General features: G+C 70.5%; 17 protein-coding genes and 1 pseudogene. 10 read left to right on the top strand and 8 right to left on the bottom strand.

Features of this window, described 5'->3' with window-relative positions; genetic code table 11:
* Positions 1-55: 55 nt before the first annotated feature.
* On the bottom strand, positions 56-397 hold the full coding sequence (locus tag ACZ5GT_RS01310) for a hypothetical protein (RefSeq protein ID WP_469012301.1): 342 nt from the start codon (positions 395-397) through the stop codon (positions 56-58).
* Between the two features lie 82 nt (positions 398-479).
* Positions 480-878 carry a hypothetical protein gene (locus ACZ5GT_RS01305; RefSeq protein ID WP_469012298.1) on the bottom strand — a complete coding sequence of 133 codons (399 nt, stop codon included), beginning with the start codon at positions 876-878 and terminating at the stop codon, positions 480-482.
* A 74-nt stretch (positions 879-952) separates the two neighbouring features.
* Between ACZ5GT_RS01305 and ACZ5GT_RS01300 the strand changes: the two are divergent.
* Positions 953-1579 (top strand): annotated as a pseudogene (locus ACZ5GT_RS01300) (ATP-binding protein); the annotation flags it as partial.
* 266 nt (positions 1580-1845) lie between these two features.
* On the opposite strand, the gene ACZ5GT_RS01295 reads toward ACZ5GT_RS01300, so the two are convergent.
* The gene (locus ACZ5GT_RS01295) at positions 1846-2622 is read right to left on the bottom strand and encodes a recombinase family protein (protein WP_469012296.1); all 777 of its coding nucleotides are present in this window, start codon (positions 2620-2622) and stop codon (positions 1846-1848) included.
* Positions 2623-3021: 399 nt separating this feature from the next.
* On the opposite strand from ACZ5GT_RS01295, the gene ACZ5GT_RS01290 reads away from it, so the two are divergent.
* Both ACZ5GT_RS01290 and ACZ5GT_RS01285 read left to right on the top strand, forming a co-directional pair.
* Positions 3022-3933: an alpha/beta fold hydrolase gene (locus tag ACZ5GT_RS01290; RefSeq protein WP_469012452.1), complete on the top strand. Its 912-nt coding sequence runs from the start codon at positions 3022-3024 to the stop codon at positions 3931-3933.
* Between the two features lie 266 nt (positions 3934-4199).
* The gene (locus tag ACZ5GT_RS01285; protein WP_469012292.1) at positions 4200-4592 is read left to right on the top strand and encodes a beta/gamma crystallin domain-containing protein; all 393 of its coding nucleotides are present in this window, start codon (positions 4200-4202) and stop codon (positions 4590-4592) included.
* A gap of 440 nt (positions 4593-5032) precedes the next feature.
* Here ACZ5GT_RS01285 and ACZ5GT_RS01280 read toward each other — a convergent pair whose 3' ends face one another.
* On the bottom strand, positions 5033-5476 hold the full coding sequence (locus tag ACZ5GT_RS01280; RefSeq protein WP_469012290.1) for a PIN domain-containing protein: 444 nt from the start codon (positions 5474-5476) through the stop codon (positions 5033-5035).
* Positions 5473-5739, bottom strand: coding sequence for a ribbon-helix-helix domain-containing protein (locus ACZ5GT_RS01275; RefSeq protein ID WP_469012287.1), 267 nt, complete (start codon positions 5737-5739; stop codon positions 5473-5475). The genes ACZ5GT_RS01280 and ACZ5GT_RS01275 overlap by 4 nt, the downstream gene beginning before the upstream one ends.
* A 729-nt stretch (positions 5740-6468) precedes the next feature.
* Here ACZ5GT_RS01275 and ACZ5GT_RS01270 point away from each other — a divergent pair.
* From ACZ5GT_RS01270 to ACZ5GT_RS01245, 6 genes are all read left to right on the top strand, one after another.
* A complete protein-coding gene (locus tag ACZ5GT_RS01270; protein WP_469012284.1) occupies positions 6469-7818 on the top strand; it encodes an alpha/beta hydrolase family protein in 1350 nt (449 codons plus the stop codon).
* A 305-nt stretch (positions 7819-8123) separates the two neighbouring features.
* Positions 8124-10373 carry a HAMP domain-containing protein gene (locus ACZ5GT_RS01265; RefSeq protein ID WP_469012281.1) on the top strand — a complete coding sequence of 750 codons (2250 nt, stop codon included), beginning with the start codon at positions 8124-8126 and terminating at the stop codon, positions 10371-10373.
* 16 nt (positions 10374-10389) lie between these two features.
* Positions 10390-11856 (top strand): poly-gamma-glutamate synthase PgsB, encoded by a 1467-nt coding sequence (gene pgsB / locus ACZ5GT_RS01260; protein ID WP_469012278.1) that lies wholly within the window; start codon positions 10390-10392, stop codon positions 11854-11856.
* Positions 11853-12335, top strand: coding sequence for a poly-gamma-glutamate biosynthesis protein PgsC/CapC (locus ACZ5GT_RS01255; RefSeq protein ID WP_469012277.1), 483 nt, complete (start codon positions 11853-11855; stop codon positions 12333-12335). The genes pgsB and ACZ5GT_RS01255 overlap by 4 nt, the downstream gene beginning before the upstream one ends.
* Positions 12336-12380: 45 nt before the next feature.
* On the top strand, positions 12381-13460 hold the full coding sequence (locus ACZ5GT_RS01250) for an NlpC/P60 family protein (protein WP_469012274.1): 1080 nt from the start codon (positions 12381-12383) through the stop codon (positions 13458-13460).
* 101 nt (positions 13461-13561) lie between these two features.
* Positions 13562-15496, top strand: a complete 1935-nt coding sequence (locus ACZ5GT_RS01245) for an ArnT family glycosyltransferase (protein WP_469012270.1) — start codon at positions 13562-13564, stop codon at positions 15494-15496.
* A gap of 29 nt (positions 15497-15525) precedes the next feature.
* On the opposite strand, the gene ACZ5GT_RS01240 is transcribed toward ACZ5GT_RS01245, so the two are convergent.
* A complete protein-coding gene (locus tag ACZ5GT_RS01240; RefSeq protein ID WP_469012267.1) occupies positions 15526-16707 on the bottom strand; it encodes a mannosyltransferase family protein in 1182 nt (393 codons plus the stop codon).
* Between the two features lie 186 nt (positions 16708-16893).
* Here ACZ5GT_RS01240 and ACZ5GT_RS01235 point away from each other — a divergent pair, with 186 nt between their 5' ends.
* The gene (locus ACZ5GT_RS01235) at positions 16894-17433 is read left to right on the top strand and encodes an alpha/beta hydrolase (RefSeq protein ID WP_469012264.1); all 540 of its coding nucleotides are present in this window, start codon (positions 16894-16896) and stop codon (positions 17431-17433) included.
* A gap of 55 nt (positions 17434-17488) precedes the next feature.
* On the opposite strand, the gene ACZ5GT_RS01230 is transcribed toward ACZ5GT_RS01235, so the two are convergent.
* Positions 17489-18733, bottom strand: coding sequence for a vWA domain-containing protein (locus tag ACZ5GT_RS01230; protein WP_469012261.1), 1245 nt, complete (start codon positions 18731-18733; stop codon positions 17489-17491).
* A gap of 194 nt (positions 18734-18927) precedes the next feature.
* Positions 18928-20238 (bottom strand): AAA family ATPase, encoded by a 1311-nt coding sequence (locus ACZ5GT_RS01225; protein ID WP_469012448.1) that lies wholly within the window; start codon positions 20236-20238, stop codon positions 18928-18930.
* Between the last annotated feature and the right edge of the window lie 70 nt (positions 20239-20308).

The raw sequence follows: 20308 nt of genomic DNA, 5'->3' as shown, positions 1-20308 counted from the left end.
TGGCCCGCTGCCTCGGGGACGAGCACGGCCCGCCGAGTGCTTCGCGACAGCGACATCAGACGCGGATCCAGTCGGGCCACTGGGGTGGAACGTTGGTCGCGGGGCAGAGGCCCGAGTCGCCGGGATAGCCGTCCAGCGTTCCCCGGGTCGCGAAGAACCACCATGCCGCCCCCACCGTCGCGACGACCACCAGCAGCGCCGGCAGTGAGACGCGGACCGCCGTCGGCGCGCGAAACACCAGGCGCCGACCGACGGCCTGCGCCAGGAGCCCGACGAGCGCCCCGACCGCCGGGACCACCGGAAGCAGGAAGTTGAGTTCGAAGCGTCCGCCGGCGTCGTACCCGGCGTCGCAGTACGCGCGCGCCCAGACGGTCAACAACCAGGCGGCGCATCCCATGACGGCTCCGAACGATGCGGAACCCGCCCAGGGAAGGCACGAGCCGGATCTCGGCTTGGCTGACACCTGTCCGGCCGTCCCGTCAATCGCCGACCGCAGCCGAAGCCGGCCCGGATCGAACTCCGACAGCGGTGCTCCCTCTCTGGACCGCCGGGAACGAGGGCGCGAAGCCGGCGGACTGGTCGAGGTGGAACGCGGAGCCCGACGACGTCGGGGTCCAACCCTGTCGCAGGGCGAGCCGGACAGCCGCGGCGACGCCGGACGGCAGTACTGGTTCAGCCTCGCGGCCGATCCAGTTGCCCGGGTGCGGCTGGTCGGTGGTGACCACGAGCGTCATGCCCGGGGTGTCCGCGTGCTCGACCGCGAACGCGCACGGCGACCAGGCCAGCCCCTGGAAGTACGTCGGCCGGCCTCGCAGCCGCCAGCGGTAAGCCGTGCCGTCGACGACGATGCGTCGTGATCCTTTGCGGACCAGCGCCATGGCTCCCCCTTCAACAGCGAAGATGTTAGCGAGTCCGGCCCGGCCGTTCGTCTCGGTTTCCCTTCGACTTCGACCACCAGAGGTCGGTGAAACGGGAGACGATCACCCACCTGGGAACCCTCGACTTCGTCGCCGGCAAGGAGAACGTCGTCTTCCTCGGCCCGCCAGGGACGGGAAAGACCCACCTGGCCACCGGCCTGGGCATCCGGGCCTGCCAGGCAGGCCACCGGGTCGCGTTCGCAACCGCCGCCGAGTGAGTCGCCCGCCTCGCGAAGGCCCACGAGACCGGCCGCCTGGACGACGAGCTGGTCCGGCTCGGCAGGATCCCGCTGATCATCGTCGACGAGGTCGGCTACATCCCCTTCGAACCCGAGGCCGCGAACCTGTTCTTCCAGTTCGTCTCGGGCCGCTACGAGCGGGCCTCGGTCATCGTGACCAGCAACAAGCCCTTCGGCCGCTGGGGCGAGGTCTGCGGCGACAACACCGTCGCCGCCCCTCCGGTCCACGATTGCGCCGTTACCGACAGGCCCAAAGCGCTCAGCCCCTACCCAGCTCAGCGCGCCACCCGGTACGCGATCTTCCCAACTGGTGCCTTCGCTGCCCTGACGGCTTCGGCGTATGGCGCCTACTGGGAAGACGCCCAAATGACGATCCCGACGGGAGTGAGGCCGCATATGAGGCCGAGGCACAGGAACGCATAGGCCAATGCCTTGAACACCTTGTGTCTCTGGGCTCGGCATGCGGCAAAGCACGTGAAGCTGATGATGGCGAGGCACGGCAGGATGATGAAGAAGAACCCCAGCGCTGCCATGATCCCCCCTAGCATGCGGCCGCCGTACAGCAGGAAGATACGGCAACCATCGCGACCGCAGCCGACTGCCGCCGTCCCGAGGTAGCCGCCGGACCAGCCTTGCAGACCTCAGCGACCACACCCCGCCCGTATTTCGCATCGAGGGTCGACCCGACATCAACGACGCCGGACGGTGTTCGTCCGTTCGGGCCCAGTGAGGCGAACGCGAATCCGCAGGGTCTCCAGGTCGACGTCCCGCCGGCGAACGGCCTCGGGGAACATCGCGTGGACCGGACGGCGCGGGCCGATGACCTGTCCATCGTCGGACCCGGCGGTGTCTTCGTCCTCAGCGAGCGCCCGGTACAGCGAGGCGACCGAGGGGTGCTTGCCCGCGTTCTTGCCGGTTTTGATGGTGAGTTTGCCCGCGATCTCAGGGTCGGGGACGCCGCGGTCCCGCAGTGCGCGGGCGAACAGCAGCGAGTCGTCGTCGATGTCCTTGGGCCGTCCGCCGTGATTGCCCTTGGCGGCTGCGGCCTGCTGTCCCTCCAGGGGCTTCTCGCGGACGTAGTTGCGGTCGAGCTGGGCGGCGACGGCGAGGACGGCGAAAAACATCGCGCCCATGCCGTTGGGGTCGTAGGTGCCGGTGAGGAGCTCGAACTGCACGCCGGCGGCCTGGAGCTGCCCGGAGAGGGTCATCAGCTCGGCGGCGTTGCGGGCGAGACGCTTGAGTTCGTGGACGGTGAGGATGACCTCCTGGTCGGGGGCGGCCTCCTTGATGTCGTACGCCAGCTTCAGCGCCTTCTCCAGCTCGGGCCGCGTCTTGATGCGGGTGGAGATCTTCTCGGAGAAGATCCGCTTGCAGACCGGTTCGAGCGCGGCGAGCTGGGAGGCAAGTTCCTGAAAGGGGTGTTGACGGTGCCGGCCTCGGCTCGGGTGTCGTGCTCGCGCATCCACGTTATGCAGACCTGTCGCCCGCGAACCGTCCGGCGTTGCGCCGGACCGGGCGGTGGCCGGACCTCTGATCAGGGTCGTGACGGCACCTCCCGGGCCCGGTGACACCACCCCCCAGGGCATCCGCTCGACAGGGGGACACGGCTATGCCGGGCCCGGAGGCCAGCGGCCCCGTTGCAGGACCGCAGAAAACATGACGGGGGCTCACCCGTGCGAGCTACGCGCGAGATGCCTCCGGAGGGTGACGCCTCCGGGCTGCCGAATCCGTAGCGTCTGTGGTGTCGCCGCCGCACACCGGCGGAGGCGCCGGACAACGGTCCGCGCACCGTCCGGGTGTGGGCCCGGACCCGACAGCTCTGCTGCGACTTTCCGTTATTCCGCCTGGAGGCCCCCGTGAAGCGCATGCTCAAAACCATCGCCGTGGCTGCCGCGTTCTCCGCCGTGGCCGGCGCGGGCTTCGTCGGCCGCGGGGAACTCACCGCCCAAACGCAGACGGAGACGCAGAACGTGGTGGCCATCAAGCCGGTGCGGCACGGGCACCTGGACTCGTTCACGGGGACCAAGAAGATCCGCGTCAACGGCTACTTGGTGAACGTGTCGTGCTCCGGCCGTACGGCGGCTCGCAAGCCGGTCGTCATGCTCATGGCCGGTGTGGGCGACGGGCTGGACACGATGGCCGACCTGCAGAGGACCTTGAGCAAGAAGGACAGGGTCTGCTCCTACGACCGGCTCGGCGAGGGCCGGAGCGACCAGCCGAAAGGCCTCCAGACCATCAGTGACAGTGGCGAGATCCTCACCGGCGTGCTCGACCGGATCGCCGGTGACAGCCCGGTCGTGCTGGCCGCCCACTCCCTCGGCGGACTGATCGCCGGCCGGTACGCCCCCGACCACCAGGACCGGGTCAAGGGTCTGGTGCTGATGGACGCCACGATCCCGGCCCTGAAGGCGAGCATCCTGAAGGTGATCCCCGAGACCGCCACCGGGATCGCGGCCGACGTGCGTGCCCAGGTCATCCAGATCAACGAGGGCCAGAACCCGGAGCAGCTCGTCATCCCCGACGCCGAGGTCCGCTCCGCCGGGAACATCCCGGTGCAGATCATCAAGCACGAGGCACAGTTCGGCGAGATCCCCGACTACGGCCCCGCCCTGGAGCAGGCGTGGTCCGAGGGCCAGCAGCAGTGGCGTGCGCTCTCCAAGCGCAGCGTCCTCAGCACCGCCGCCGGCAGCGGTCACTACATCCACGTCGACCGCCCCGACCTCGCTGTCAATGCCATTCAGAAGGTCACCGGCCAGGCAACCGCTGCTCGCTGGTAGCCGCGGAGGGCTTCGGCCGCCGCTTCAGCGCACCGCAACTGTCACGTCGCCGAGAAGACTTCACTGCCCGTCGGCTGATTCGTGTCACGTGACTTCTACTTCTATTTGGTGATACCAAGAGGTGCAGCGACCATCCGTACGCGTTGACGGTCACGTCGAATCCGAGATTTCGAGCGACTCTCCGATAACACGCGGTTCGGGCAACTCCCCCATGACAAACGGGGGAAGTCATACGATAGTTGATTCTCCTCGCAGCCTCAAGTATCGTGACCGCCGTGGAAAATAACCGCCTTGCCAGGGTCAAGGGATTATTCAAGAAGATGGCCGTCGTAGCGGCAGCTACTGTCGGCTTTACGGCCATGATTCCGGCGACCTCCGCCTCTGCGATCAGCTTTGTTGATTGCGGCGGATGGACGCCGATCAACGAATACGCATACGTAGTGAACTACGGCATGGCGGGGCCCTGTTTCGCCAACGCCGGCGCAATGAACGTGGACTTGAAGGAAGTCACGGACTTCCATTCGGGCAACAACAAGGTCACGTTCTTCTACACCGTCAACGAAAACGGTTACCAGAACGCCCTCACCCTGGAAAAGTGGCAGGACCGTGGCCTCGCATTCGGTTTCCATGCCCACGTGACCTCGGTAGTGATCTGGTGACTCGTTTCAGAGCCATGGGTCGCCGGCACCGGAGCGTCAAATATGCTTCAGCGCCTCTGCAATCAGGCGGCCAGAGCACGACCTGCATGTACAGGTGCCATTGCCATAGTCATTCTTCGGAGGATCAGGCGAGCCGCTTTACTGTCTGCAAAGAGAGGTGCATCCGCAAGGTTTCTGACCTGCCCTACCGTGCCGGCAGCCCTGCGCCATTCACGGGTCCGCGCCTCGTAGGCAAAAGCCTCCCGCGCCGCCCGTGATCACGTTCACCGGAAACTCGGCGCGCACCAGGAGGAGGCGGAGCATGTCCCAGGTCTTGAGCCGGAGGCGAGCCCTCAGCTCACCGTTCCCGGGCGATGGCGGCACCCGTCCTGCACGTGCTTCGTCGTGGGCTGCGTACAAGGTCCTTACGGGAGCAGGCACTTGAGCCCGAACGTCTTGCGTCAGAGCGGGAGGTCGTCGGGGAGTACCCGGAACGCCTTGTAGCGGCCCAACGGGCGTACAGCCCGGAAGTCTCGTCGGTCGAGGGTGAGAATCGCGTCCGTGTCGTAGTCGGCGGCGAGCGCCACATTCACCGCGTCGGCCAGGTCGAGGTCCAGCGCGCGGTAGCGGACACGGACAGACTGGGCGGCGCCCAGGTGTTCCTCCGTGATCTCCGGCATGACGACACGACCCCGGCTCATCCAGCGCCGCAGGTCGTCGACCGCGCTGACGGCGGCCTCCCTGCCGAGCTCGCGCGTCGCCACGTGATCCAGTTCGGCGAGCAGGAGCGGGGACATGACCAGCAGGCCCGCCGCCATGATGGCCTCGTTCGCCGCCCGGTGTTCTGGATGAGCCGAGTCCAGGGCCGCCAGAACGCCGGACGTGTCGGCGATGACAATGATCACGCGGCGGATCCGGAACCCGAGCCGGTCTCCCGCCGGACGGCCTCGGCGACCGCGTCGCGGACCTCCGGCTTGGACAGCGTACGCCCCGGCCCCTCGAAGGTCCGTGAGAACAGCGGCTCGTCCCAGACCCGGTTCGCCATGGCTGCAAGGTGGATGCCCTGGCGGATGATCTCGGCTTCGCTTATGCCTCGGCGCTTGGCGGCCTCCTTGATGATGGCCAGGTCCTCGGGGTCGGCGTAGACGTTGGTGCGCTTCATGGACATGTACCAACAGTAGTCCATGTACCGGGTTGGTGTATCCAGCACACTTTCCCCGTGTGCCGTTGCCGAGGACCAGCGAGCCGACCTCACAGGCCCCGTCCGGGTGCCGGACTGCTCCTGGGGGGGAGAGGTGTGTCATGGGTTCGGTTTCCGTGTCGGTGTACCTGGCATGAGTGTGCGGGTCTCCACTCGTGGAGTGCGCACCTCGGTCGGGCCACGTGCGGCGAGGCTCAGCGTGGGCAGCGGCGGCGGCGCCAGGATGTCGACCGGGCTCGGCCCCTTCTGTGCATCGAGTTCCCTCGGCGGCAATCGACGGCGAACCGGTACGCGGCTCACGACACGCGCCGGGCCCCTTCGCTGACGGCCGCGCCGCGCTCACCTTCTGCGCCGAGCACGGACGCACCACCGCGAACGCCTGCATCGGCCGCTACCTGAGCGCCGACCCCGCCGACTTCGCCCTCCAGTGCCGTCCCCCGGCGTCCGAGGCGACGGGCCGCTGCACACGCGACAGCTAGGTACAGCCGATTCCGTCCCTCGAGGACCGTCCCGTGCGCCGACACCGGTACCGGCGGCTTTCTGACGCTGTGCCAGCGGCCGTGGCAGCGCTCGGTATCCGATAGGTGAAGTCGTCACGGCGGTATCCGGGGTCCGTGAGTACGGCCGTCGCTGCGGCGGTACGGTGTGCGGCAGTCGATCGCGCTTTCTACGATCGTTGACCCACAAGGGGGTTTCATGGAACACCGCCGCCCGCGCCACCGTCGTAGAACGATCGCCAGAGCGGTCGGCTCGGCGGGTGTGCTGGCCGCCCTGGCCCTGGGTGTGTGGATGACACCCGCGATGGGCGCCGGGAAGACGTCCGAAGGGCCCGCGGCCACCGGGTCATCGGCCGACAAGCCCGATCCGAAGACGCCCTGGGCGCCCGAGAACGACGAGCTGCCGCTGCGCGGCAAGTCCGTGCGCGCCGAGGCGCTCACGTCCGCCCGCGCGGCCCAGTCCCCGCTGCAGCTCACCATGCCCGCGCCGACCGGGAAGAACAGCGTGGGCATGGTCGGCCTGCACCTCGTCGACAAGTCCCGCACGGATCCGTACGTGTCCGGCCAGACCCGCGAGTTGATGGTGTCGCTCTGGTATCCGGCCGCCTCCACGTCCGGGCACTACCGGGCGCCGTGGATGCCGTCGATCTCCGGCGCCCACTTCCTGGCCTCGCGCTGGCTGTCGCCGCAGCAGGTGACCCTGCCGAAGACCGCGGGCCATGTCCTCGCCCCGGTGAAGACCTCGCTCGGCAAGCTGCCCGTCCTGCTGTACTCGACCGGGCTGCACTCGGACCGCGCGGTGGGCACCGCGCTCGCCCAGGACCTCGCCAGCCGCGGCTACCTCGTCGTCACCGTCGACCACACCCACGACGCCAACGAGGTGCAGTTCCCCGGCAACCGGCTCGAGGTCAACAAGATGCCGGCGGGGACCCACTCCTCCGACACGCTCAAGGTGCGCGCCGCCGACATCAAGTTCGTCATCAACGCGCTCGGCAAGATCAGCAATGGCAGCAACCCGGACGCCGGCCACGCGACGCTCCCGTCCGGGCTGTCGAAGTCGGTGGACACCTCCCGTATCGGGATGTTCGGCTTTTCGCTGGGCGGCGCGGCGGTCGACACCGCCATGCAGCTCGACAAGCGGATCGATGCCGGTGCCAACCTGGACGGCCAGTTCTTCGGGACGGCGCCTAGCAAGGACCTGGACCGGGCCTTCATGCTCTTCAGCTCCGCCAACCACAACCGCAACAACGACAAGTCGTGGCGGACGCTGTGGTCGCACCTGAAGGGATACCGGGTCGACATCAAGCTGGCCGGCGCGGCGCACCTGTCGTTCAGCGACTACGAGTACCTGGTGCCGCAGTGGGCGGGCCTGCTCGGGATCTCCAAGTCGCAGATCCAGCAGCAGTACGGCACGATCGACCCGAACCGGGCGGTGAAGATCCAGCGCGTCTACCTCGCCGCCTTCTTCGACCAGCAGCTGCGCAACAAGCACAGCAGCCTGCTCGACGGGCCCAGCAGCACGTACCCGGAGATCTCTTTCGTCCGTTGACCGGGCGTCTGACCGGGCGTCTGACCGGGCATCCGAAGGGTGGACCTCCTCGTGGGTCCGCCCTTCGGCGCGTGGGGGGACGGTCCCGCGTCTGTCGCCGCCGCACAGGCGTCCTGTCGCCCTGTGCGACAGGTGAGGCGAGGGTGTGATGGTTATGTGATACCGGGGGGCTAGACTGCTCGACCGTCGAACATTCGGGCGCCCGGCGCCAGGTTGAGGAAGGACCCGCTGCCCTGCCCTCCGCACCCCGGGCGCCGCGCCGGCACCGCATCCGCCGCCGCGCCGATATGCCGATGCTCGGCGGGGTGCGCCCGCCGATAGCCTCACTTGTCGTACTTCTGCTGGTGGTCGCCGCCCTGACCGTGATCGGCCTCGAAGGCATCCACACCGCGGGCATCCCGCAGGCCGTGCTGGACGGGGAGCAGCGGATCGCCGCGGACAGCGCGCTGTCGATGCGCACCGCGATCGAAGCCGAGGCGAGCACGGTACGCCGTACGGCCGAGGCGTACCCGGCGACGAGCGCCTCGACCCCCACGACCGCGCTGAAGGCGCTGACCTCCGACAAGAAGACGGTCCTCGGCCGTGTGCTGCTCGACGCGCGCACCGGCAGACTACTGGCGACCGGCGGCAGGACCGTGCCGCTGGGCGGGGTGAACGTCGCCAGGACGGCGTCCGGGCACAAGAAGATCCCGCCCCGGCTGGTGACGTCGGGCGGGACGCGGCAACTGCTGTACTTCGCCAGGGTCACGCTGCCCGCGCAGGACGACCCCGACCAGGACCAGTTCCAGGCCCCGAACCGGGCCGAGCGGCAGTGGCTGCTGGTGGTCTCCGAAACGCTCCCCGCCCTCACGGCGTACGGCGACGGACGCGCCGCCGAAGTGCTGGACGCGAGCGGAGCGGTGCTCGCCACCGCGGTCCACGGCACGGCGTCGCCGGACGCCGCGGACAGCGCCCTGTCCACGGCGGCGGCCCGCGCGGCGCGCGGGTCGGGCACTGACACCGACGCCTCGGGAAGCCTGCTGGGCGCCGCCACCGGCAGCCGGCGCACCGTGGCCGGCTGGGCCCAGGTCGCCTCGGCGACCGGTCCGGGCGAGACCGACGACCTCGGTCTGGTGGTGTTCACCTCCCGTGCGGTGCCCGTCACGACCGCCGCCGCCGACTATTCGGGCTTCGCGCTGGAGGCGGCGGGGGCGCTGGCCGTGGTCGCGCTGCTGCTCGCGCTGGCGCTGTACTTCAGCGTGCAGCGGCCGCTGCTGCGGCTGTATCTGTCCGCCGGCCGTCTGGCCCGGGGCGCGAGCGGGGGCGGGCCGGCCGCGACGGAGGAGCTGTACCGGCCGGTTCCGGTGCACGGCTTCGGTGAACTGGCCCGGATCGGGCGGGCGCTGGAGTCACTGCGCGGGCAACTGCTCGGCGAGAGCGGCCCGCAGGAGTCCCCGGCCCGGCGCGGACCGGGCTACCGGGCGCTGGCCGTGGCCGGCGTGCTGGTGGTGGCCTGCTGGGCGGTTCCGATGATCTTCGTGCTGAACCGGGCGGACACCGCGACCGCGGTTCCGGCTCCGGTCCTCGCCGACCAGCAGACGCGGACCGAGATCGCGTCGCAGCGGATCCGGCAGTCCCTCGACCAGTCGTACACCGACCTGAGCGCCGTGGTCGCGAGTCTGCCGGGCACGAGCCGGGCCGCCCAGACCGAGGTCCTGCGGAAGTTCGCCGCCGACCACGAGCAGTACCGCTCGCTGTATCTGCTGAACCGCTCGGGCGGCATCACGCTGCGGGTGGGCGACTCACCGCTGCGCACCCTCGTCCACGTGCCGGGCGGCAGCGGGATCACCAACGTCAACACCTCGGGCCGGATCCCGGTGATCGCCGCCTACGCCCAGGTCGGGGCCGTCAAGGGCAAGACCCCGGCGGCCGGGGTGGTCCTGTTCGGCGAGATCGACGTGAAGGCGCTCAACTCCATACTGCCCAGGCCGAAGCTGGGCAGCGTCTACGTGACGGACCGTCACGACAAGGTGCTGGCGGCGAGCGTGGGCTACCTCGCCTTCCAGTCGCTGCCCGACTCCGCCCTGACCCGTCTCGCCCGCGCCACCCAGAGCGCCCCGGGAACCGCGGGCACCGCGACCTCGGCGGTGCACCACACGACCTCCGGCCCGTCGGTCGACGCCGCCGCGCCGCTGGCGCAGAAAGGCCCGACAGCCGGCCTCGGCTGGCACGTGGTGACCGCGGAGCCCGCGGCAGCGCTACGGATCCCCGCGGTGCAGGCCGAGCAGCGCACCATGCTCGCCGGCATCCTGGGCCTCGCCATGGGCGTGGCCTGCCTGGGCTGGCTGCACGTCGTGGTGGTCCGGCCGCTGCGCGCGGTCGCCGTGCTCGTCGAGCGGCTCGTCGGCGGAGACCGCCGGACCGTGCTGCATCCGGTCAACCACGACGAGATCGGCTCGGTCACCCGCAGCCTGGAGCTGGTACGCCAAGCCCTGGTGGAACGCGACCGGGCGGCCAGATCCGGCCACGCCGCCGGGCCCTCCCGGTCCCCGTATCAGAACACCCTCCAGCGGTAGTAAGGACGGAATCGACGTGGTCTTCCTCTATGTCATCGTCCTGCTGTGCTGCGCCGCGCTGTGGATCGCCGGAATCCTGGAGCAGCGGCGGCACTTCGCCTCGCTGGAACAGATACCCACGCGGGTGCTGGTCAACGGCATCCGCGGGAAGAGTTCGATCACCCGGCTGTGCGCGGGCGCGCTGCGCGGCGGCGGCCTGGTCACGGTGGCCAAGACCACCGGCACCGCGGCCCGGTTCATCCACCCGGACGCCACCGAGGAGCCGATCTACCGCAAGTTCGGCATCTCCAACATCGTCGAGCAGATCGGCATCGTACGGCGGGCGGCGATCTACCGGCCGGACGCGCTGGTGATCGAGTGCATGGCGGTGATGCCGGCCCTGCAGGAGATCAACCAGGAGAAGCTGATCCGTTCCACGATCGGCGTGCTGTGCAATGTCCGCGAGGACCATCTCGAGGAGATGGGGCCGACGCTGGACGACGTCGCCCGCTCGCTCTCCCGCTCGATGCCGGTGGGCGGGATCTGTGTGACGGCGGAGAAGGACCGGCTGCACATCCTCCAGGAGGAGGCCGACAAGCGGAACTGCCGGCTGATCGCGGTCGATCCGGAGTCGGTGACCGACGCCGAACTGCGCGGCTTCAGCTGGTTCACCTTCAAGGAGAACGTGGCGATCGCGCTCGCCGTCGCCGAACTGCTCGGCGTGGAGCGCCAGACCGCCATGCAGGGCATGTGGGACGCGCCGCCCGACCCGGGTGTGCTGTCGGTGGAGCGCTACGTCACCCCCGAGGGCAAGCGGCTGCGGTTCGCCAACGTCTTCGCGGCCAACGACCCCGAGTCGACGCTGATGAACGTCAAGCAGCTGGAGGATCTGGGCGCGATCAAACGGCCGATCAACGTGGTCATCAACTGCCGCCCGGACCGGGTGGAGCGCAACGGCCAGATGGGCGCGATCGTCCCCGCCCTCGCCGCCGAGACGGTGTTCCTGATCGGCCACCCGACCAAGAGCGCCCACGACGCGATCCCGGACGGCTTCACCGGGCAGGTGGTGGATCTCGGCGGCGACCGCCGGGACCCCGAGGAGCTGACCGCGGCGATCCTCGCCGAACTCGGCCCGGCATCCTCACTGGTGGCGATCGGCAACATCCACGGCCAGGGCGAGCTGTTCCTGGAGTGCCTCGCCGAGCTGCCGCTGGACGACTCCCCCGAGGACCCGCTGGACGCCGTTCCCGGCGGCGACGGCCTGGACCAGGAGACCATGCAGTTCGCCATACCCAGGCCGAGGGTCTCGGTGGCCCGGCCGCCCGAGCCGGAGCCGTACAGCTGGGTGGCGCCACTGGAGACACCGACGTACACCTTCCGCATCCCGGATCAGCGCGACCTCGCCCGCCGGGCAGCCGCCCGCCAGGGCCGGGCCGACGACCGGAGCACCGCGGACGACCCGCGCCACCCCTACGATCCTTCCCAGTTCACGAGGAACCCGTGATCCCCGCCAATCTCAACGCACAGACCGCCGCGCTCGGGATCGCCCTCGGGCTGGTCTTCTCGCTCGTCTGCTACCTGACCACCAACCTCTCCCCCGGGGGGATGATCACCCCGGGCTGGATCGCCCTCACGCTCGTCACCGATGTGCGGATGGCCGGGCTGATGGTCGGCGTGGCGGCGGCCTCCTACTTCCTCACGAAGCTGGTGCAGCGCACGGTGATCCTCTACGGCAAGCGGCTGTTCGCCGCCGTGGTGCTGTGCGCGGTGCTGCTGCAGACCACCGTGATGCTCGCGCTCAACCACGAGTTTCCGCTGCTGTACACGTCACAGACCCTTGGCTTCATCGTGCCCGGCCTGGTCTCTTACCAGATGACCCGGCAGCCGCCGGCGGCCACGGTCATCACGACCACGGCGGTGACCCTGGCCACGTACGTGGTGCTGGTCTCCGGTCTGCTGATCGGTGCCCTGCCCACCGGCTGACCCGCTCACCACCCGCTCACCTCACAGTTACAGGAGGATCGGCCCATGCACTCCGACCCCGCCGACAGGCGAAGCCGCCCGGCTCGCCGCGCCGTGTTCCGGACGATCGCGGGCGTGGTGGCCGCCGGGGCGGTGGGCGGGTACGCCTGGAATCGCCTCGGGAACGACGACGACCGTGACGGTGCGGCCGACGGCACGGGCTCCGGCGGGAGCGCCCGGTCCACCGGGCCGCACACCTTCGAACGGCTGACCGCCCCGGACCGCACCGTGGTCCGCGCCGCCGACGGCGGGACGCTCGCCACTTTCACCGACGGCGCCCGTACGGCCGTACTCACCGGTCCCACCCGCACCTTCAGCGAGCCGCGGACCACCGAGGCCAAGGTGACCACGGACGCCTGGGTGCGGGTGCTGCCGCACGCGTGGCAGCGGGGCATGGAGAAGTCCGCCTGGTTCACCGGCTGGTTCCGCAAGACGCTCGGCGACAGCAGCCCGGACGTCTTCGCGGTGGCGTTCCAGTACAGCAGCGCCGGGGCGCCCGACAAGCGCAACGCCGACGGCGTGCGCTACGCGGGCACCGCGCACTTCGGCCCGCGCAACGCCGCGGTCGACAACCCGCTGGACTTCGCCTACTACGACGAAAAGTCCGACTTCTACGACTATCTGGGCGTCGAGTGGACCTTCCCGGACGGCACGCGCGCGCAGCCGGAGAAGGCCCGCTACGGCGATGTCGACTGCTCCGGCTTCCAGCGTCTGGTGTGGGGCTACCGCATGGGCATCCCCCTGCACAACACCAACACCAAGGGCGCCGGTCTGCCGCGCCGCGCCTACGCCATCGCCGCCTACGGTCCCGGCCGCACGGTGATCCCCCACACCGGCACGCGGCAGGCCACCGATCTGGACGCCCTGCAACCCGGCGATCTGGTCTTCTTCGCCATCATCAAGGGCCGGCCCGACTTCATCGACCACGTCGGCATGTACATGGGCCTCGACGACCGGGGCCGGCACCGCTTCTACTCCAGCCGCTCCGCCGCCAACGGCCCGACCCTGGGTGACCTGTCCGGCCACGCGCTGCTGGACGGCACCGACTTCTACGCCCGCGGCTTCCGGGCGGCCCGCCGCCTGTGACTCCGCCGCGTGTGACGGCGCCGTCCGTGCCGGCGTCGTCCGTGACTCCGCCGCGTGTGCACCGCCGCTTCATCTGACCTGCTGATCCGAGGACCACTGTCATGACCGCCACCCCCGCCGCCCAGGCCACCGGAGCGCCGCGAGGCCATCGGGCGGCGAACCGCCGCCCCGGCCGGCCGAAGGACGCCCCGCGCTGGGAGCGCCCGGCCCTCGCCGCGGTGCTGGCCGTCGCCACGGTGCTGTACTCCTGGGGCATCGGGCACGCCGCGCTCCACCCCTTCTACGGTGCGGCGATACGCTCGATGGCGGGTAGCTGGCGCGCGTTCTTCTTCGGCGGGCTCGACACCGCCGGCTCGATCAGCATCGACAAGCTGCCCGGCGCCTTCTGGCCCGACGCCGTCTCCGTCTGGATCTTCGGCCCGCACACCTGGGCGGCCGCGCTTCCGCAGGTCGTCGAGGGCGTGCTCACCGTATGGCTGTTGCACCGGATCGTCCGGGCCTGGGCCGGTCCGTTCGCCGCGCTGATCGCCGCGCTGGTGCTCGCGCTCACCCCGGTCACCGTGGCGCTGAACCGTGCCACCATCCCGGACACCGCGCTCACTCTGCTCCTGGTGGCTGCCGCCGGCGCGCTGCAGAAGGCGGTGCGCACCGAGCGGCTGCTGCCGCTGATCACCTGCGGGATCTGGGTCGGGCTCGCCTTCCAGGCGAAGATGCTGCAGGCGTGGCTGGTGCTGCCGGTCTTCGCCGTGGTGTACCAATTCGTCGCGCCCGGTACGCCGTTGAAGCGGGCTCTGCGTGTCCTGGTGGCCGGCGTGGTCGCGCTGACGGTCTCCTGCTTCTGGATCCTGATCGCCTGGGTGACACCGGCCGCCGACCGCCCGTACCTCGACGGGACGTCCCACAACGATCCGTTCGCCCTGGTCTTCGGCTACAACGGCCTGAGCCGCTTCGGCAGCGATCCCACCGCGTTCGGCGCCGTCGCGGGGACCGCCGCCAGCCGCACCACCGGCAACACCGGCTGGGACATGCTGATCAACCACACGGTCGGCCCGCAGGTCGCCTGGTTCCTGCCGCTCGCCGTGCTCGCCACGGTCCTGGGCGTCGTCCGGCACGCCGGGCGGCCGCGAACCGACCCGCAGCGCGCGGGATTCCTGTTGTGGGGTGGCTGGCTGGCCGTGCACACCGTGGTGTTCAGCGTCTCCAACGGCAACCACGCCTACTACACGGCCGTCATAGCCCCGGCGCTCGCCGCGCTGGCCGGTGGCGGCCTCGCCCTCTTCCGCTCGGACTACGAGGCGAAGTACCAGTGGGAGCCGGCGGTGGAGCAGGAGGCGGCCGACCGGCGGCACCTGGTGCTGCCGGCGGCGATCGCGCTGACGGCGGCGTGGGCACTGGTGCTCGACTGGCCGACCCGATTCGTCTCCTGGCTGCTCCCGGTCGCCGTGATGCTCGCGCTGTGCGGCGTGGTGGGCCTGTGGAGCCGCGGGCCGCGCACCTCCCCGCGGTTGATCAACGCCGCTCTGGCCGCCGGGATCGCGGCCACCCTGGTCGTACCGGCCGGCTGGGCCGTCTCCAGCCTCGACCCGCTCTACGCGGGCGCCACCACCTCGCCGATGGCCGGTCCGGTGGGCAAGTCGTACAACGAGCATCCTCATCGCGCCCCGCGGAGAAGAGGGCTCGACCGGCCCAACGCACGCGACACCGCCCTGCTCGCCTACCTCACCGCGCACCGCCACGGCGAGAAGTACCTGCTCGCCACCCAGGCCGCCTACACCGCCGAGCCCCTGCTGCGCGCGAAGTCCGAGCCCATCCTCGTCATGGGCGGCTTCACCGGCGGCACCCCCTTCCCGACCGCCCAGCAGCTCGGCAGCCTCGTCACCGCCCACCAGCTTCGCTACGCGCTGCTCACCACCCAGCGCCCCACCACTCCCGCCACCACCTGGGTGAAGTCCCACTGCACCCCCATCCGCCCCACCGCCTACGGCCTCCGCACCAACGGCACCTTCACCCTCTACGACTGCGCCCCCAAGAAGTGACGCGCCGTCCGGAGCGGGCCCGGGGAGTGTTACCCGGCCCACCGTCCCGAAGTGAAGGTGACGGTGATGAGCGTCATCAGTGGAAGGGCGACGGAAACATATGCGCTCTTCACCCATGGGCGCCGCACGCTCCACGCTGCCAGGAAAGTCCACAGCGGCCACCAGAGGAGGGAAGCCCGGGGGACGGACATGTACCAGTAGGAGGTGCCGAGCGCCGACAGGCTCAAGCCTACGTAAGTGACCTCGGGCCAGAGACGTCGCCTCATCAGCACGACGAGCAGCAGGATTCCTGCCGCCACAGCCACGAGTTCCAGTTGGAACATGAATGCGTAGGGCGCCGACTGAGTATGTGAGAAGGCCGCCTTCCATGTGTTGCACCAAGTCTGCCAGGGGTCGTGAAAACCGCGGTACCAACCACGCTCCTGGGCATGTTTCCAGGCCAGCCAGTCACCTGTGTGCGCGTACAGATAACACGTGTAGGCGAGCATGGGGATGAACGGAAGGGCAAGCCACGGCAGAAGGCGTGCTTGGCTGCGCGCCTTCCCGGACATTGCGAATTGCACCATCATGGCCGCCGCGAGGAAAAGTCCGTTCACGCGAACGGCACCGGCCGCGCAGGCCAGTGCGGCGGCAAGGCGCCAGTTGTCCTTCTTGGCCGCGAGCCATGCGGGAAGTGCCAGCGAGAGAAACAGCGATTCCGAATAGCCTGCCGCCAGGAAGACCGCACCAGGAGATGCCAGCAAGAAGAATACGGAACGCGGCCCCACTTCTTGCCCTGGCAGCGTGGCCTGCGCAACGCGGCTCAGAGCCAGCGCGGCAACACCCCCGGCCAAGAAGGAGACGAGCAGTCCGTCCACGCGCCACTCGGGGATGACCGAATGGACGCAGCGCAACAACAGCGGAAGGCCGGGAAGGAATGCCTCACGAGCGTCCTTGGCGAGCGCACCGTTCGGGAAATAACCGTCTTTGGCGATGCCGATGAAAAGGGCGGTATCCCATTGCGCCCAGCGGGGCAGGATCGGGAGGGCATGAACAGGTTTGCCGCTGTCGGGGAACAGCCATCCAGTGGCATATAAGATGACCCATACCGCTGCATGGAAGAACAGATAAGCCTGAAGTGCGATTCTGTCCGTGAGACTCAGACGAAATCGCCACCGGTCGGCTCCCCCGCGCGCCGGTGTGAATTCATGCTCGATGAGTTGGTCGGTCACCCTCACTCCCTGCCCGGCCGTGAGGCCACAGCCTAGGAGGGCAGTGCCGGAAACCCATGGAACGCTACGCCGACAGGGTTGGCGCCGGTCGGCAGCGGGTATCGGAACGGCTTCCTACGAGGGCGGAGGGTGATCGTCATGGCAGGGGCTCGGCAGGTTCTTTTCATTCAGGGCGGTGGCGCGGGTGTGCACGACGAATGGGACGACAAGCTGGTCGACAGCCTGAGCCGAGAGCTCGGGGACGAGTACGAGGTCCGCTACCCGCGTATGCCCGACGAGTCCGACCCGAGTCACGCCCGGTGGGGCCCGGCGATCCGGCGCGAGTTGGCGGACCTGGAGGACGGCGCGGTCGTGGCCGGCCATTCAGTGGGCGGCACGATCCTCGTCCAGGCGCTCGCCGAGCAGCCGCCGGAGCGCGGACTTGCTGCGGTCCTGTTGATCGCCGTCCCGTTCGTCGGCCGGGGCGGCTGGCCGGGCGACGGGTTCGAGCTGCCCGGCGACCTCGGCGCGAGGCTGCCGCACGGCGCGCGGGTGCATGTGTTCCACGGACTCGCGGACGAGACCGTCCCACCGTCGCATGCCGACCTCTACGCCCGGATGATTCCGCAGGCGCGGGTGCACCGGCTGCCCGGGCGTGATCACCAGTTGAACAACGATCTGAGGGAGGTGGCCGAGGTGATCAGTTCCGGCGATCCCGGAACCCCTCCCTCTTCGGCCCGCGCGTGAGCGGAGCGAGTACTACGGACGCGCGAGACGTCGATCGTCTCCTTCGATCGTCTCCTCAGCCGATGGTGACGACATGCGCCCAGGGCGGTGGGGTGTCCGGGACGTAGTCGGGGTCTTCCTCGTCGGCGACGTGGGCGGGGCGGGGAAAGAGACCGACGACGGTGCGGCAGGGCGGCTGCGCGGAGGGCCACGGCGTCTGGCCGTCCGTCAGGGCGACGATCACGTCCGGGCGGGGCCGGGAGCGCAGCGCCCGGGCGAACCCGGAACGCAGATCCGTTCCCCCGCCGCCGACCAGTGGGATGTTCTCGGCGCGGCAGAGCGGGACGGCGATCCCGGCCGCGGCGTCGCAGGAGATCACCGAGACCAGGTCGCGCCGCCCGCCCACCGCCCGCGCGATCGCCGCCACCTCCAGCAGCGCGCTGCCCAGCTCCGCGTCGCTCACCGACCCCGATGTGTCGATCACGACGCAGACCCGGGGCGGCGTGCGGCGCAGGCTCGGCAGCACCACTCCGGGGACGCCGGCTGAACGCCGGGACGGCCGCCGGTAGCTGTGGTTCTCGCCCGCACCGGGCGCGCCCGCCGCCGAGCGGACCGCCGCCCCCAGCAACTGCCGCCACGGCTGCGGTGGATGGAACGCCTCGTCCGCCCAGCGTCGCCACCCTTCCGGCGCGTCACCCGGCCGGCCTTTGATCCCCTCGGCGACCCGGAAACGGACCGCGTCCCGCTGTTGCCGGCTCAGCCCGTGCGCCCCGTCGGGCCCCAGCTCCCACGGCCGGTGCTGCCCGTCGGCACCGCTGCCGCAGTCCAGCCAGGCCAGGTCCGCGGTGAGCCCGGACATCGACGCGGTCCGCAGGTACTCCTCCATCAGCAGCCCGGCGGGCAGCCGCAGCAGCGACGGCAGTACCGCCCCGGCAGGCACGGGCAGACCGTCACCGTAGATGTCGTCGTTGATCTCGAAGTCGGCGGCGATGTTCCGCCGCAGCCTCCCCCAGCCTTCGGCCGGGGCGACCCCCGTCCCGCCCCGCTCGCCCGGTCCGTGCTCCTCGTGCTCGCGTGCGTACCGCTCACCCCGCCCGTGGTGGTCGCGGAGCAGATGGGAGACCTCGTGCACCCAGACGCCCGCCAGTTCCTCCACCGGGGTGCGCGCCACGAAGCCGGGCGACACGTAGCAGCGCCAGTGCGCGTCCACGGCCATCGTGGGCACCGACCGGTCCTCCACCACGTGCAGCGCGAAGAGCGCGTCGGCCAGGTAGGGGCGGACCTTCACCGCGTGCAGCCGGGCGGCGAGCAGCTTCTCCATGTCCAGCGGGAGCCCGGGCCCGCCGACCGGCCCGCCGGAGCCGACCGGTCCGCCCGGGCCGGACGCCCTGCCGCCGCCGGTCGGCCCGGCGAGGCCTGCGGGGCCGGCCGGCGGTCTCGGTACGGCGGCTCGTACCGGGCGCGGCGGCGCGGGCCGGGGCATCGGGCGCGGTACCGGGCGCTCGGCGGCCCCCGTCATCGGCGCGTCCCCGTCGTACGCCGCCCGGCCTCGGCCGATGCGGTGGCCAGGGCCACCGACCGGTCGGCCCGCTGGGCGAGGCCGACCACCGCGGCCAGCCGTTCCACCGCGTCCGGCACCTCCCAGTCGTCGCGCCGCAGCTCGGCCAGCGCTTTCGCCGGGGCGACCAGCAGGTCGGGGGCGCCGGTCTCCAGCGCCCGGACCAGCACCTGCCAGCCCGCCTCCCACCGCTCGCGCTGTGGCCGCGTACCGACGGCGGCCACCACCGCCTCCAGCGCCGCCTGACGCAGATCGCCCCGCACCGGCAGCTCGGCGGAGGCCGGATCGGCCAGCAGCGATTCGGGGTCCGGCAGGTCCATCCGGTCCATGTGGGCGAGGAGTTCGAGCCCCGGACCGTCTCCCACCGCGCCCCGCACCAGCAGCGCCAGCACCTCCCGGGAGACGGAGGCCGCCGTACCGAAGGCGAGCAGTGTCAGCGCGGCTTCCCAGCTGCGGGGCGAGGGCCAGGCACCGCCGCGCCGGGTCTCGGTGCTCGGCAGCCGGTGGATCAGCGTCGGCCTCGCGTCCAGGAAGCCGCAGACCGCGCGACGGGCGAAAGCGACCGCCTCCGGCAGTCGCTCCGGCTCCAGCCGGGGCAGCTCCGCGCGGGGCCAGACCCCGCCCAGCCCGCGCACCACCACCTCCCGGTCGTGCACCCAGTGCAGATGCACGAACCGGTTGGCCAGCGGCGGGCTCAGCTCCCACCCGTCCGCCGCCGAGGCGCGCGGATTGGCGGCGGCCACGATCCGTACCCCCGGCGGCAGTCGCAGCTCACCGACCCTCCGTTCCAGAACGACCCGGAGCAGTGCGGCCTGCACCGCCGGGGTGGCGGTGGAGAGTTCGTCCAGGAAGAGCAGTCCCCGTCCGGCCCGCACGAGCTCCACCGCCCACTGCGGCGGTGCCATCGGCACACCCCGCACCGCCGGGTCGTCACCCACGATGGGCAGCCCGGAGAAGTCGGACGGCTCGTGGACGCTGGCGATCACGGTCGTCAGCGGCAGGTCGAGGGAGGTGGCGAGCTGCGTCAGAGCCGCGGTCTTGCCGATGCCCGGCTCGCCCCAGAGCAGCACGGGCAGGTCGGCCGCGACGGCCAGGGTGAGCGCTTCGAGCTGTTCGTCGGGGCGCGGCTCGGTGGTGGTCGTCCGCAGGAGGTCCAGGAGGTCATCGGCGACGGCGAGTCCGGTACCGGTTACGGAGGTGTCGGCGTGGGTGAGTGCCTGCGTGCCGGCGGCCGGGGCCGGGGCGGGGGCGGGGGCGGGGGCGGGCATGAGGGGGCTGTAGGTCATGTGTGTCACCTGGGGTGAGTAGGGGAACGGGGGGCGGCCCGTCCCGGGTGTG

Source organism: Streptomyces sp. NPDC031340 (genome assembly GCF_055569945.1).
Note: the sequence above shows the minus strand (reverse complement) of the source record. Positions and strands in the feature narration are given on the sequence as shown.